The organism is Natronobacterium texcoconense (assembly GCF_900104065.1).
Lineage (GTDB): Archaea > Halobacteriota > Halobacteria > Halobacteriales > Natrialbaceae > Natronobacterium > Natronobacterium texcoconense.
This window is the reverse complement of sequence record NZ_FNLC01000004.1, coordinates 93,707-108,325: the sequence shown is the minus strand read 5'-3', so window position 1 is coordinate 108,325 and position 14,619 is coordinate 93,707. Positions and strand designations below refer to the sequence as shown.

The following is a 14,619-nucleotide window of genomic DNA, read 5'->3' as shown; positions in this document are numbered from 1 at the left end:
CACCGCAATACAAGTGTACAACTCGTACGCACTATGGCGATTTCGACGTTGTAGATTCGTCGGTCGACGAACGACACGAACCCCGAAGAGCAGTACTTTTATGTAGAAGGACAATCAATGATTCGCTTGACTATGAGCCAGCGAATGCAGCAGGGTCAGCCGATGATCGTAATGAGCGAGGACTCCCAGCGCGTCAAGGACAAAGACGCGCAGGACTACAACATCTCCGCAGCGCGAGCGGTCGCCGAGGCCGTCCGCTCGACGCTCGGTCCGAAAGGGATGGACAAGATGCTCGTCGACTCGATGGGATCGGTGACGATCACCAACGACGGCGTCACCATCCTCGAAGAGATGGACATCGACAACCCGACGGCCGAGATGATCGTCGAGGTCGCCGAAACCCAGGAAGACGAAGCTGGTGACGGCACCACGACCGCCGTCGCGATCGCCGGCGAACTCCTCAAGAACGCCGAGGACCTCCTCGAGCAGGACATTCACCCAACGGCAATCATCAAGGGCTTCCACCTCGCCAGCGAGCAGGCCCGTGAAGAGATCGACGACATCGCCACCGATATCGACACCAGCGACGAGGAACTCCTGCGCAAGACCGCCGAGACCTCGATGACCGGCAAGGGCGCCGAGGTCAACAAGGAACACCTCTCGCAGCTGATCGTCGACGCCGTCCGCGCCGTCACCGTCGAGAACGACGCCGGCGAAAACGTCGTCGACCTCGAGTTCCTCAACATCGAGACCCAGACCGGCCGTAGCGTCGACGAGTCCGACCTCCTCGAGGGCGGCATCGTCGACAAGGATCCGGTCCACGACAACATGCCCGTCGAGGCCGAAGACGCCGACATTCTCCTGCTGAACGACCCGATCGAGGTCGAGGAGACCGACGTCGACACCGAAGTTTCGGTCACCGACCCCGACCAGCTCCAGAAGTTCCTCGACCGCGAAGAGGAACAGCTCAAAGAGAAGGTCCAGCAGATCGCCGACCTCGGTGCCGACGTCGTCTTCTGCCAGAAGGGCATCGACGACCTCGCCCAGCACTACCTCGCCAAGGAAGGCATCCTCGCCGTCCGCCGCGCCAAGAAGTCCGACCTCGAGTTCCTCTCGGAAGTCGTCAACGCGGCGATCGTCTCCGACCTCTCGAGTGCCTCCGCCGCGGACCTCGGTCACGGCGACGTCACTCGCGACGAGGACGACGGCATGTTCTACGTCGAAGGCGACGATGCCCACGGCGTCACCCTCCTGCTTCGTGGCTCGACCGACCACGTCGTCGACGAACTCGAGCGCGGCGTCAACGACGCACTCGACGTCGTCGCCCAGACCGTCTCCGACGGCCGCGTCCTCGCCGGCGGCGGCGCAATCGAAGTCGAACTCGCCTCCCGGCTCCGTGACTACGCCGACTCCGTCTCCGGCCGCGAACAGCTGGCCGTCGAAGCGTTCGCCGACTCGCTCGAGCTCGTCCCGCGCGTGCTCGCCGAGAACGCCGGCCTCGACTCCATCGACACGCTCGTCGACCTCCGTGCAGCCCACGAAGACGGCGACGTCAAGGCCGGACTGAACGTCTTCTCGAGCGACATCGAGGACACCTTCGAGGCAGGCGTCGTCGAACCGGCCCACGCCAAAGAACAGGCCGTCGCATCCGCCTCCGAAGCCGCCAACCTCGTCCTCAAAATCGACGACATCATCTCCGCCGGTGACCTGTCGACCGACAAGGGCGACGACGAACAAGGCGGCGCGCCCGGTGGCGGCATGGGCGGCATGGGCGGCGGCATGGGCGGCATGATGTAGGACTAAATTTTGCTCTGCGGGCCGCCGACGGCGGCCCTCGGCAAAATTTAGTACAAAAGTCTCCTCGCTCCCGATCGTCGCTCGTCGACCCGCGAGCGCCTGAAAGCGCTCGCGGTGAACGGCGTCGCTCACGGGCTCCGCCCGTTCGCATTCCGCGGTTCTCGCCCTTCGGGCTCCGAACCGCGCTCCACTCGGGTTCTTCGAACCGCTCGCTCGCCGACAGATTATTTTGGCAAGTGTCTGCCTGTCGACGGAAATGTATCGCTCGAGTAGCGCACCCACCGTTGCTTCTGGCAAGCCGGTGACCTTTTGTGCTCGCCGTCGTATGCCGGCTATGGCCTTCCAGACAACACTCGGCTGGTCCCTGATTTCGTCCGGTATCGTCACCCTAATCCTGAAAGTCCTGCCCGGCGACTCGCTGTGGTGGGGACTGCTGTTCCTCGTGATCGGCGTAACTGTGCTGTACATCCGGAGTTAAGGAGTTCTCTCACTGCAGATTTGGTTCTCGAACGGAACACTCACGGATTCCGGTACGAACCGAGGGAGACTTACGTTTCGAAACGATACCGGCGTGGCAGTGAGTACCAACGACGACGAGACGCCGTTCGACGCCTACCGCGAGGACGTCGATCGGCCGTTGATACGATTGTTCCGTGAGTATGCGCCCGGCCGACTGGGGTACTTTACGGCCGGGATGGTCGCGAACTTCGTCGCACGGATGGCGAGTCTCGTGCCACCGCTGTTGCTCGGGGTCGCCATCGACGCAGTGTTCAACGAAAACCCCGGGGCGTTCGAGTTGCCGCTCGTACCCGACGCCTGGCTGCCGGCCGAGCAGATGGCCCAGTTCTGGTTCGTCATCGTCTCGATTATCGTCGCCTTCCTCGTGGTGGCGGTTTTCACCTGGATCTACGGCGTCACCGCCAACTTGTTCGCTCACGACGTGATGCACACCGTCCGGGTCGACTCCTTCCGGAAGATGCAGCGGCTGGACATGTCCTTTTTCGACGAAAAACAGACCGGCGAGGTCATGGCAGTGCTGAACAACGACACCCAGAACTTAGAGCGGTTCCTCGACAACGCGCTCATGAACTCCGCGCGACTGATCGTGATGGTCGGCGGGATCACGGCCGTTCTCTTCTACCTGAACTGGCAACTCGCCGTCGTCACCCTGTTTGCCGTGCCGGCGATGGTCGGGTTTACGATCTGGTTCATGCGCGTCGTCGAACCGCGGTACGTCCGCCAGCGGTCCGCCGTCGGCCGGTTGAACACTCGCCTCGAGAACGCTATCGCCGGAATGGGGCTGACGAAGACGACCTCGAGCGAGTCCTACGAGGTCGGTCGCGTCCGCACGTCCTCGAAGAACCTGTTCGATCGGACGATGGACGTGCTCAAGCTGAGCTACGTCTACCGACCAGGGATGGAGTTGCTCGCCGGCGTCGCCTTCGCCGCGACCTTCCTCGTCGGCGGGCTCTGGCTGGCGACGGGAACCGCGCCGGGGCCGCTCACCGGGACGCTCTCGGTGGGTGACTTCGTCGTCTTCCTCATGCTCACCCAGCGGATCGTCGACCCGCTCGCGGAGGTCTCGAACATCGTCGACCAGTACGAGAACGCGAAGGCCTCGAGCGAGCGCATCTTCGGCCTGATGGACATCCCGGTCGCCATCGACGATCCGGACGATCCAGCCGACATAGAGCCGGTTCGCGGCCGCGTCGAGTACGAGAACGTCTCCTTCAGCTACGCCGACGCGGAGGGACGGAAGACGGTCGGGGACGACGAGGAGAAAGCGTTCGAGGAACCCGTCATCGAGGACGTCTCCTTCGAGGCCGAACCGGGCGAGACCGTCGCGCTCGTCGGTCCGACTGGCGCGGGGAAGTCGACGATCATCAAACTCCTGCTCCGGCTCTACGACGTCCAGGAAGGCTCGATCCGGATCGACGGCCACGACATCCGCGAGGTCGCCCTCTCGGATCTCCGGTCGGCCGTCGGCTACGTGAGCCAGGACACCTTCCTCTTCGACGGCACGATCGCGGACAACATCCGGTACGGCCATTTCGACGCACCCGACGAGGCAGTCGAAGAGGCTGCCAGGGCTGCCCAGGCCCACGAGTTCATCACCGACCTCGAGGACGGCTACGAGACCCGCGTCGGCGAACGCGGGATCAAGCTCTCTGGCGGGCAACGCCAGCGAATTGCGCTCGCACGCGCTGTGCTGGCCGATCCCGAAATTCTGATTCTGGACGAGGCGACCAGCGCGGTCGACACGAAGACGGAACTGCTCATCCAGCAGTCGATCGACCGGCTCACCGAGGATCGGACGACGTTCGCCATCGCCCACCGGCTTTCGACGGTCAGAGACGCCGATACGATCCTTGTAATGGCCGACGGCGAAATCGTCGAACGAGGCAATCACGAGAAGCTACTCGAGGCCGACGGCCGGTACGCGACGCTGTGGCGGGCACAGACGGGATCACAGCGAACAGCAGTAGACGGCGGAGACGTCTTCGGCGACGAGTAAGGAGTGACAGAGCGGAGATCAGGTGTCGTCGATATCGAGTTCGAACTGTTCGTTCTCGGAGACGGCGTTGAGAACGACGCTCGTGTTCGATGCCTTGATGTCGGGGTCGGTGAGCAGTTCCTTGATCTGGTCGTTCATCCCATCGGTGTCTTTGAATTTGCCGATGGCGATCACGTCGTAGTCTCCCGTGACCTCGTAGACGCTGGTCATCTGGCGGTGGTCACGGAGCGTGTCCGTGATGTCGGGGAGGGCGTTCCCCTCGACCTGCAACTGGATGACGGCGGTGACGTCGTAGCCGACCGCGTCGTAGTCCAGCCGCGGTGTGTACCCCTCGATGACGCCTTCGTCTTCGAGGTCGGAGAGATGATTGGAGACAGTAGTAACGGAGACGTCCAGCTCTTCGGCGAGGCTGCGGAGACTCGCACGGCCGTCACCGAGGAGTGCATTCACTAGTTTCGCGTCGAGATTTTCGTACGTCATCACGTGTACCAACTAATCCCACCCTTTAGAAATTTACGAATATACAATTCCGGCCGGTGAAGAGAAGATTTGCTTAGAACAGTAGGGTTTTAGTAGGGGAGATCCGAGGGTACCACGACAATACGGATGACAAGCGGAAACATCAGTGCTGCCGAACAGGCAGTACTCGACGAAATCGAGGAGAAAGAGATCGATTTCCTTCGTCTGCAGTTTACCGACATTCTCGGCACCGTCAAGAACGTCTCGGTGCCCGCGCGCCAGGCCGAGAAAGCGTTTACCGAAGGGATCTACTTCGACGGCTCGTCGATCGAGGGGTTCGTCCGCATTCAGGAATCGGACATGCGTTTAGTTCCCGATCCGGAGACGTTTGCGATTCTCCCCTGGCGGGACCGCGAAGACGGCTGCTCCGCCCGGATGATCTGTGACGTCTACGACACCACGTCGGGCGAACCGTTCGAGGGCGACCCGCGTCACGTCCTCAAACGCGCCCTCGAGCGCGCCGAAGACATGGGCTACACGGTCAACGCCGCGCCCGAACCCGAATTCTTCCTCTTCGAGGAGGACGAGAACGGCCGCGCGACGACTGATACCAACGACGCTGGCGGTTACTTCGACCTCGCGCCGAAAGACCTCGCCTCGGACGTTCGGCGAGACATCATCTACGGTCTCGAGGACATGGGCTTCGAGGTTGAGGCCAGCCACCACGAGGTCGCCCAGGGACAGCACGAGATCAATTTCACCTACGACGACGCCCTCGCGACCGCGGACAACGTCGCGACCTTCCGTACTGTCGTCCGTGCCATCGCTTCCGAACACGGCTACCACGCGACGTTCATGCCCAAGCCGATCCCGAAGATCAACGGCTCGGGGATGCACACCCACATCTCGCTGTTCACGGACGACGGTGAGAACGCGTTCCACGACGGGGACGACGAGTTCGACCTCTCGGACACCGCCAAGTCGTTCCTCGCAGGGGTTCTCGAGCACGCGCCGGCGATCACCGCCGTCGCGAACCCGACCGTCAACAGCTACAAGCGACTGGTTCCGGGTTACGAGGCGCCTGTCTACGTCGCCTGGTCGGACCGCAACCGATCGTCGCTGATCCGCAAGCCCGCAGCCCGCGTTCCCGCGGCGAGCCGTATCGAACTGCGCTCGCCCGACCCGTCGTGTAACCCGTATCTCGCCATCGCGACCATGATCCACGCCGGTCTCGACGGCATCGAGAACGACCTCGAGTGTCCCGATCCGGTCCGTGAGAACATCTACGAGTTCGACGAACAGACCCGCGAAGAGTACGGTATCGACACGCTGCCGTCGAATCTCGGTGAGGCCGTCGACGCCCTCGAGGACGACGACGTCGTCTACGACGCGCTGGGCGATCACGTCGCGCCGAAGTTCGTCGAAGCCAAGCGCCAGGAGTTCGAGGAGTACCTGATCGACGTCTCCCAGTGGGAACTCGATCGCTACCTCGAGACGTTCTGAAACTCGCTGCTCTCGAGTGGTTCACCGCTTTTCGCGTGGCCGTACCGGTAACCTATCAGTCGAGTATCTTGTACGAGATATATGACGAACCTCGCGGCGTTTATCGTCGAGGCACACAGGAACGGCTACGCTACTACTCAGGCGGATCCTGGACCAGACGGGGAGAAGGTCATCACGTACGGGCGTGGCGAGTACGGCTATCGCGATCAGTACTACGGATCGACGGCGTTCGTCGGACACGAGGTCGTCACCCGCGACGGTCGGCCCGTCTGGGGAATGAGTTACTACGGAGACGTCGTTCGCGAAGACGCGGATCCGAACGACGTGTACGCCGTTCTCCGTGAAGCACTCGAGCAGGCGACGACGGATCGACCGTACCGGGGTCCAGCGGCGTACGAGGGTGACGAGATGACGTACTCGAGTTCGGTCGACGGCGATCTCCAGCGGTTCGAAGGCGAAGAACACATCCAAAACAGTGAGACGGTCGTCTACCGCGGTACTTTCGCCGGTGGCCGCGTCGACTGATGGGGTCAGCCGGCGACGTCCGGCCGAACCGCGGAGATCGAGGCCAGTGAGACCAGCCGCGGCAAAGCGACGACAGTCGCTCCGCCGGCGACGCCGACGAGGAACCAGACGACGACGGCGTCGGTGACCAGCAAGACGAGCGCAACGACGGCGAGCGTCCCGATGCCGACCACCGCCTGGCCGACGCGACGCAGCGACAGCGACCACGGCTGACGGGCCGGCCTCGCGTACTCCCAGGCGAGAACGGCACCGATCGAGCCGCCGAGCAACGCCGCTGCATCGGTCCCCCCACCCGCTCGCAAGGCCAGCACGGAGAGGACACCGGCAGTCGCGAAGACGGCGGTCGCGGCCTGGCGCAGGTCCAGCGTTCGGGTGGGCGAAGACGCCCGACTCGAGCGTCGCCACGGCGCGGGCCAGCCGGTGATCCGTTCGCGCAGCCACAGGACGAGCGCCAGGTAGCCGACGGCGACGGCGACGCCGGCGACGACATCGATCGGGTAGTGAACGCCCGCTCCGATCCGCGAGAACGAGACGAGAGCGATCATCGTCGCCGCGACGACCAGTCGCTGGACTCGAGTCCCGACATCGACCTCGAGGGCGAGCATCGTCCAGACGATCGTGCCGGCGAGTGCGTGGCCGCTGGGGAACGTCGTCGTGTGGATTTCGACGGCCGGGGCGTAGAGGAGTGCCAGAACGGTCGGGAGGGAGTCGGGTGTGATCGCGGGACCGACGCCGGGGCGAGCGATCGAGAAGAAACTCTTGAGAGCGACCATGATCGCGTAGCCGCCCATAACGACGCCGAGCCAGTAGCCAAAACGGTGGCGATCCCAGAACCAGAACGCGAGGACGACCGCAGGCGCGACGAACCAGACGCTCCCGAGGTAGGAGAAGAACGCGAAGAGAAAGGCCATCCACTCGGGGAACGCGTCTCTAACGGTCTCGACCTGTGTCGACTCGAACCACATCGGGCGGCCGTAGTACGGACACGATATTATAGCCACCGACTAGTTAGGATACGAACACGTGTGGCGAGGCAAACGGGCCAGCGAACCAGACATCATGTCAGGACCGCCAGTCACTGACCCGATCCCGGAGTCGCCCCGGAACGCCCAGCACGGACAGTACCGCACCGAACAGGACCATGAGCGCGTAGACGCCGAGCGTCGACGTCCAGACGACGAACATCGCGAGGATCGCCCACCCACCCTCGAGGTAGTAAAACGCCCCGATAGCCATCGCGGTACCGTACAGCAAGACGAGGTACGGCCCCCAGTCGCGGGCGTGGCCCCGGTAGATTCGACGCCGGACGTAGCGTTTGAGGTCGCTCTCGAGAGAGGACTTCTCGACGGTCCGCGATTCGACGCTGGATTCGAACTCGTCGACGCGGTCCCGGAGCCGTTCGATCTCCTCCCGGAGCGCCTCGGGATCGTCCGATCGATCTCGAGTGCGGGACGTGGCGGTCGACGCGGCGCTCGCGTCCGAACGTGGATCCGTCTCCCCGCCCGTTCCGGTTTCGTCTCCGGTATTCTCGGTCCCGTCGTCGGCACTCGTGGCGTCGTCGACCATCGCTCCTGTTCGAACCTGTCGCGCGCCGGGACTTTGTAGCTGCCGGTCCACTTCACGACCGGCGAGAACGGCGTTGCAGATCGCGCCGAAGATGAGGAGCATCGCACTGGCGTACATCCAGATGAGAACGAAAAAGACCGCGCCGAGCGCACCGTAGACGGTGTATTCGGCCGCGATCCAGGCGTACCGAGAAAAGAGACGGGTCAGGGCGAACCAGCCGACTGCGGCGATCATCGTTCCCGGGATCGCCTCTCGAATCTCGACGGGTTCGCCGGGAAAGAGGACGTACAGCGGCAGAAAGGTGACTGCGAGTCCGAGCACGACGAAGCTGTCACCGAGATACGCAACCCGGATGTACGGAGCGGCCCCGACGAAAAACTCGAGTGCAGCGACGGCCGCCAGCCCGAGGGTGATCACGACGAACGCGATCGTCGAATCGCGGACCGTATCGATCATCGACTTCGATCTGGTCGTCCCATACACCGCCGAGAACGCTCCATCGAGGCCACGAAGTGCGCGACTGGCACCCCACAGCAGACCGGCAGAGCCGAGTACGGTCGCACTCCGTCGTCCAGACCCATCGAGGACTGTCGTGGCGAGGAGCTCCTGTGCTGACGGTGTGAGGAACTCACTGCCAGCTTCCGTGACTCGTGCAGCGAGGTCCTCGCCGCCCAGGGTCACCGCGACTCCGACTGCGAGCATTACGAGCGGAATGAGCGAAAGGAAACCGTAGAACGCGACGCCAGCCGCGAGTAGTGTCAGCTGCTCGCTACGGGCGATAAAGACGGCTCGAGCGACATACCCTGCTACGGTCCGCTCTCCTCGGCGTCGATTCAGCACATCCGGTTAGAAGGAGTGAACTTTCAAATAGCGTCTGGCCGAGCGGGACGAACTACTGGAAGTCAGTTCCGGCGTAGCAGCCAACAGGTCGCGGTTGCCCCGCTAAATCGGTACAGTACTCGGTATCAGCCGAGGTTGCTCTCGGTTGCGTCCCGGATCTGGGTAACCGAGGCGTCCGTCTTGAACGTCGTCCCACCGTAGTGGGCACGCGACGCCTCGTATCCCGCGTCGTGGAGATCCGCGAGGAAGTCGTCCATCGCGTTTGCGGGCAGCCCCCAGTTGCGACAGAGTTTGTGCTGGTCGTAGTGGGTCGGCTCGTCGAGTTCGGCCTCGAGCGTCGCACAGAGTTCGCGGGCTTTCTCCGCGGTGCCGAAGGAGTCGGGAATCGCCTCGCGGACCGCGGCGACGAACTCGGGGTCGCAGGTGTGGGCCAGCCAGACCGGTCCCGCGGTCAGCATGCGATTCCCGCCGCAGTTCGGGCAGGTTTCGAGCGGGTCGGCGATCATCCCGGGGTCGGCCTCGCGGTACGTGCAGTCCTCGCAGTGATAGATGTGGCCGAGTTCGTCGACGGCAGCGTCGGCTGAGGTGGCCTTGTGCTCGAGTTCGAGGTAGGTCCGGACGTAGTGGCTCGTCGCGTGGGTGAGCAGTGGCTGGACGCCGACGTCGAACCGCGCCGCGCTGCGGGCGAGCGCAGAAAGGAGGATTCGGACGCCCATCTCGGGGTGGTAGTCGGTGTTTCGCGGCACGGCAGAGTAGGAGCGGACGCCGCTGTTGAAGTGAGCGCCACACAGCGGCGCGGTGTCGGTCGCCGTCACGCAGACCAGATCCCGGCAGTTCGCGAACGCGGCGTCGCCAAAGGGCATCGGCGTCCCGTACGGATCGAGGTCGATCACGTCGAACACCTCGTCGTGCATGAGTGCGTTGACGTTGCGGTGTTCGACGGTTGCCTCGAGCCCATTCTGTTCGAGGTTCTCGCGGGCCAGTTCGACGGCCTCCTCGTCGACGTCACAGCACGTGACGTCCCAGCCGTCGGCCGCAGCGCGAACGCCGCGGATGCCGCTCGCCGTCATCGCGTCGAGGTACGTCTCGGCCCGTTCCTCGCGCTCGCGGTAGGCCCGCAGCGTCGCGATCGTCAGATCGCGATTCAGTTCCTGTCTCGGGTTGTAGAAGACCGACTCCTCGACCCCTTCAGTTTGCTCGCCGGGGACCTCGAGTTCGACCCCGCCCTCGGTGACGCGCATACGAAACGGTTCGGCGTGGTGGGGCGAAAAGCGCCGTGGTCTCGGCCCGACAGCGATCGATCACGAAAAGATACTTACACGATTCCTCGAAAGGAGTCGCTATGCCCCAGTCCCCGTGTACGCGCCGCAGAGCCCTCCATCTCGGTGTCGGCGCGCTCGCGCTCGCCAGCGGCTGTATCGGAACCGATCCGTCCGAAGACGAGCCGGACTCCGACGACGAGATCGACGTGATCGACGGCGTCGGCGTCCACACGTTCCGGTTCGACGCCAACGATAGAGAGGCCGTCGTCGAACGAGAAGACAACGACAATGACACCGTCTCACGCCGTTCGCGACTCCCCTACGTCTTCGAAGCGGAGTACGTCGACGCCCTCGAGTTGCAGTACGAGCCAGTCGCCAGCGACGGGGAGGACGAACCGGAGGATCCGCTGGCTGCGCTCCGCGAGATCGACTACGAGGAAGCGAGTGGGTTCGTGGTTCAGGCTACCGTCTCGGCCTGCCACCGGCAGGCCTTCCAGTACGCCGAACGTCGCGATACGAGCGACGACGAGAGCGGCGTTCGCGTCCAGTTCTGTACGACGAAACGCGAGCCAGACGTCGCGTGCTCGATCGACGACCAGCAGGTGCAGGTCACCGTCCTCGAGTTGCCGATTGCCTACGAGCAACGGCCGAGCGGACACGGACGGGGGAGAAGTAGCAGCTGTGGAGTACCGCCTGAGATGGCCGAAGACCTCGAAGGTGGTCGCGAATGACTCTCGATCGCTCCCGTCGCCGCTTCCTCGAGCGCGGCGTCGCTTTCGGTGCGACAATCGGGACGGTCGCTCTCGCGGGCTGTAGTTCGCTCGACGAGGACGACCACCCGGCGGTCGACGCTACGGGAGCAGAACTGACGTCGATCACGGAAATCGACCCGCCAGAACGCCTCGAGGAACTGCCGGTCGACGTCAGCGACGAACGAGTCGAGGAGGGGATCGATCGCGTCGAAACGCTGCTCGAGCCGATACCGGGCCCCGCCGGACTCGTCGAGGAGATTCCCAACGAAGCGGTCCGAAACTACGTCGACGAGACGCGGAAACGCGCTCGAGACGGGCTCGAGGACGTAGAGGAGGAGCCGACGAACTACGCACGACTGTCGTCGCTCGGCTCTCCGCGGCGGCGGGCTGCGGAGGCCGAAGCCGCGTACGCGGCTGCGACGGACGGATTGACGCCGGACGAGGTAGAAGAACAGTTGGCGGATCTCGAGGACGAACTGTCTGGGACCGAGTCGGAACTGACCCGGTTCGGAACCGACGACGAGCCCCAGTACGCGGTCGTCGTCTACAGCGTCGTCGAGCGCGAACTCGACACGGCAGGCAGGTTCGTCGAGAACGCCTATCGACCGATGCTGGGGGCGTCGACGGTCGAGGCCGTCGGCGACCTCGCGAGCCGGTACGAACGAGCAACCGCGTCGCTCGAGGAGGCACAGTACCTTATCGACCGACAGGCCGAGGTTGGTGAGCGAGCGTTCGACGACGAGTTCGAATCGGCAGCGTCGGCTCTCCTCACCGACCTCGAAGAGAGCGTCGAGAGACTGCCGCTCGAGAGCCGCGATCCAGCCGAAGAGCTGTTCGACGCACCGGTCGAAGGGACGCCCCGGGAGTGGGCGGGCGAAAGCGCGATCCGGCGGACGCGCTCGAGTTACGACGACGTCTCGGCCCGCCTCGAGAACGGACGACTCGCCCGGGCGCTCACGTCGCTGCACGCGGCCGAAACGGGTCGCCGGACGATCGAACGACTGCGATCGATCGTCGACGACGGTGGCCTCGAGCGACCCGAAGACGCAGACGACGTCCGGGGCGCGAAGCAGGACGCGATAGACGCGATCCGGACGGCTCGCGGCGAGACGTCGGCCCCGTATCTCGTCGACCGCAGTCTCGGAACGGCGATTTCGGCGATTCGGGGCGGGGATCGACGACTCGAGCGCGATGCCGATCGATCCTCGGATCGTGCCGTCCTGTATACGACGGCCGAGTACGCCTACGCCGCAGCCTGGGCACGGGCGCTGCCGGGAGCGACCGAGTGGTTCGTCGACGCCTTGCCATGACTCCGCCAGGCCCGACAACCAAACCGATTTTACAGTTCGGTGCACAGTTCCGGACGTGCCCGAGGCCACACCCGTCGAGCGTTGGCAAGCCGAACTCGAGGAGACAGGCAAGCTAACGCCGGATATCGTCGAACAGATCTCGCGCGTCCACGGCGACCGCGGGGTCCGGGCGATCGAGGCGGTTAGCGAGAACCGGGTGAAGGCCTACCGCGATTTCACGATCGTCGTCGGCCACGAGGACGAGTACATCGTCGAGAACGGCGGCTGTACCTGCAAGGACAGCGAGTACAATTTAGACGCCGAGGATCCGACGGACCTCTGCTGGCACGCGATCGCGGTCGCCGTCGCCCGCAGAATTGGACACGTCGACTACCACGATATGTGGTACTCCGACGTTCGGGAGTTCATGTAGCCGTTTCGTAGATCGGCACTACCTCGTGTACAATTATTCGTAAATCTGGGTGTGAAGAGCTTCAGTTTCGATATGAATAGGCTTTGAAGTACCGGCTGAGCGGAGCGTCCCGTATGCATCGTCGACACTATCTCGCGGCCGGTTCCGGGCTGATCCCATCGATCGTCGGATCGACCGGAGTGACCGCCAGTTCGGAGCGGAAAAGCCTACAAGACGAACCCGAGCCGCTCGAATTCGAAGGGTCAGGAGCGACCGTCAGCGACGAGTTCGAACTCGAAGGTGGCGTCACAATTGCCGAGACTGCCCACGACGGGGAATCGAATTTCATCGTCGAACTGATCCCGACTGACGGCGATCTCAGCGAACTGCTGGTCAACGTGGTCGGTGACTTCGACGGAGCATCTGGCGTCCTCGCGGAAGCGGGGACGTACCTGTTAGACATTGATGCCGATGGAGCATGGGAACTCGAGATCCTACAGCCGCGTGCAACGGAAGAGGAAGCCGATACGTTACCGGTAGAACTAGAGTGTGAGGAACCAGCCTGGGACGGACCGTTCCTGTTCGAGGGGCTCGGCCAGGCCAACGGGACTCACGAAGGCAGTGGGAACTTCATCGTCGAAGTCCTTCCACAGGACGGGCAATTTTCGGACCTCGTCTTCAACGAGATTGGACAGTTCGAAGGCGAAACCACGTTCGACATCGACGGAATTGGATACGTGACGATCGAAGCCGACGGGCCGTGGTCGCTCACGATGGAGTGAGAAGACAGCTGCTCCGACTCATTCAGGAGTTTGATACCTTGCTGGATTCGCCATCTGCCACCGACTGGATTCTACATCAGGCAGACATTTTCGGTGTATCTTTCCCACGAACACGGTTGAGAACCTGCTGTACGACCTCGGCGTCGTCCGGATACGTCCCGTAGACGATCTCGTCCGCGTACTCCTCGAGTTTTCGCGTGATCTCGGCGAGTCGCTCGGGTTCGATCTCGGCTGCCGAAAGCTGGATCGAGAGGTCGACCTCGAGTCCCTCGAGTTCGGTAGTGAACCCGCGAGCGAGCGATTCGAGCCAGTAGGTCGTCTCGTAGCCTGGGCTACACAGCGGGACGAGGAAGCCGTCGACGTGTTCGGCCAGCGCCTGCACGTCGAGTCCGGCACGCTCCTCGAGATGGCCAGGGTACGGATCGGGGTACAGCGTCGCGGTCAGTTCGCCGTCGACCCGCATCGCAGCGTCGGCGACGAACTCGGTGACGACAGCCGAACGCCACGCCGTACGGTCGTCGTGCTCGCTCTCGGCGAACTGACGGTCGCAGCGATCGCAGTGACAGAACGACTCCCCGGGAAAGCCGAGCGTCGTGAGTCGGACGTCACCCTCGAGGTCCTCGAGGCGCTCGAGCAGGTCGGCACGGTAGTCAGGATCGGTCGGACAGACCGTCCCCCAGTGGTGTCCCTCGGAATCGGGTGTCGCGCGAGTGCCGTCGGCTGAGACTGCTGCTCGCTCGGGATCAGCCTCGACTGCCGCGGTGTCGCCCCAGCAGGCGACAGAGGCGACCGTCCCCTCGAGCGGTTCGTTCGTGGTGCCGTCGACGTACTCGACGAAGTAGTAGGTGCGGTCGCCGATCCCCGCTCGAGCGAGGTCGGGGTCGTCGGTGAGAACGGCGTACATACTCCTCGATTCA

14 protein-coding genes are annotated in these 14,619 nt (G+C 63.6%); 9 read left to right on the top strand and 5 right to left on the bottom strand.

What is annotated here, in order from left to right:
• Positions 1-144 precede the first annotated feature (144 nt).
• The 3 genes from thsB to BLR35_RS16585 all read left to right on the top strand — a co-directional run bounded on the left by thsB (position 145) and on the right by BLR35_RS16585 (position 4,312).
• Complete coding sequence (gene thsB, locus BLR35_RS16590) at positions 145-1,797, top strand: thermosome subunit beta (protein WP_090384460.1); 1,653 nt, start codon at positions 145-147, stop codon at positions 1,795-1,797.
• 334 nt (positions 1,798-2,131) lie between these two features.
• A complete protein-coding gene (locus BLR35_RS20800) occupies positions 2,132-2,275 on the top strand; it encodes a hypothetical protein (protein WP_170831063.1) in 144 nt (47 codons plus the stop codon).
• Between the two features lie 99 nt (positions 2,276-2,374).
• On the top strand, positions 2,375-4,312 hold the full coding sequence (locus BLR35_RS16585) for an ABC transporter ATP-binding protein (RefSeq protein WP_090384457.1): 1,938 nt from the start codon (positions 2,375-2,377) through the stop codon (positions 4,310-4,312).
• A gap of 18 nt (positions 4,313-4,330) precedes the next feature.
• Here the strand turns inward: BLR35_RS16585 and lrp are convergent, their stop codons facing one another.
• On the bottom strand, positions 4,331-4,792 hold the full coding sequence (gene lrp, locus BLR35_RS16580) for an HTH-type transcriptional regulator Lrp (RefSeq protein ID WP_090384455.1): 462 nt from the start codon (positions 4,790-4,792) through the stop codon (positions 4,331-4,333).
• Between the two features lie 126 nt (positions 4,793-4,918).
• Between lrp and glnA the strand changes: the two genes are divergently transcribed.
• The gene (glnA, locus tag BLR35_RS16575) at positions 4,919-6,274 is read left to right on the top strand and encodes a type I glutamate--ammonia ligase (protein ID WP_090384452.1); all 1,356 of its coding nucleotides are present in this window, start codon (positions 4,919-4,921) and stop codon (positions 6,272-6,274) included.
• An 81-nt stretch (positions 6,275-6,355) separates the two neighbouring features.
• Entirely contained in the window at positions 6,356-6,799 is a 444-nt protein-coding gene (locus tag BLR35_RS20900; protein ID WP_211704979.1) for a DUF5680 domain-containing protein, read from the top strand.
• A 5-nt stretch (positions 6,800-6,804) separates the two neighbouring features.
• On the opposite strand, the gene BLR35_RS16565 is transcribed toward BLR35_RS20900, so the two are convergent.
• The 3 genes from BLR35_RS16565 to BLR35_RS16555 form a co-directional block, all read right to left on the bottom strand.
• Complete coding sequence (locus BLR35_RS16565; RefSeq protein ID WP_090384450.1) at positions 6,805-7,764, bottom strand: phosphatase PAP2 family protein; 960 nt, start codon at positions 7,762-7,764, stop codon at positions 6,805-6,807.
• 97 nt (positions 7,765-7,861) lie between these two features.
• Positions 7,862-9,205: a YihY/virulence factor BrkB family protein gene (locus BLR35_RS16560; RefSeq protein WP_090384447.1), complete on the bottom strand. Its 1,344-nt coding sequence runs from the start codon at positions 9,203-9,205 to the stop codon at positions 7,862-7,864.
• 125 nt (positions 9,206-9,330) lie between these two features.
• Complete coding sequence (locus BLR35_RS16555) at positions 9,331-10,446, bottom strand: tRNA (guanine(26)-N(2))-dimethyltransferase (RefSeq protein ID WP_090384445.1); 1,116 nt, start codon at positions 10,444-10,446, stop codon at positions 9,331-9,333.
• Between the two features lie 101 nt (positions 10,447-10,547).
• Here BLR35_RS16555 and BLR35_RS16550 point away from each other — a divergent pair, with 101 nt between their 5' ends.
• The 4 genes from BLR35_RS16550 to BLR35_RS16535 all read left to right on the top strand — a co-directional run bounded on the left by BLR35_RS16550 (position 10,548) and on the right by BLR35_RS16535 (position 13,702).
• A complete protein-coding gene (locus BLR35_RS16550) occupies positions 10,548-11,198 on the top strand; it encodes a hypothetical protein (RefSeq protein ID WP_090384442.1) in 651 nt (216 codons plus the stop codon).
• On the top strand, positions 11,195-12,529 hold the full coding sequence (locus tag BLR35_RS16545; protein WP_090384439.1) for a hypothetical protein: 1,335 nt from the start codon (positions 11,195-11,197) through the stop codon (positions 12,527-12,529). The genes BLR35_RS16550 and BLR35_RS16545 overlap by 4 nt, the downstream gene beginning before the upstream one ends.
• A 55-nt stretch (positions 12,530-12,584) precedes the next feature.
• Positions 12,585-12,941, top strand: coding sequence for a hypothetical protein (locus tag BLR35_RS16540; protein WP_090384437.1), 357 nt, complete (start codon positions 12,585-12,587; stop codon positions 12,939-12,941).
• A 113-nt stretch (positions 12,942-13,054) separates the two neighbouring features.
• Positions 13,055-13,702: a hypothetical protein gene (locus BLR35_RS16535; RefSeq protein WP_090384434.1), complete on the top strand. Its 648-nt coding sequence runs from the start codon at positions 13,055-13,057 to the stop codon at positions 13,700-13,702.
• A 76-nt stretch (positions 13,703-13,778) separates the two neighbouring features.
• Here BLR35_RS16535 and BLR35_RS16530 read toward each other — a convergent pair whose 3' ends face one another.
• Positions 13,779-14,606, bottom strand: coding sequence for a hypothetical protein (locus BLR35_RS16530; RefSeq protein WP_090384432.1), 828 nt, complete (start codon positions 14,604-14,606; stop codon positions 13,779-13,781).
• Positions 14,607-14,619: the final 13 nt, after the last annotated feature.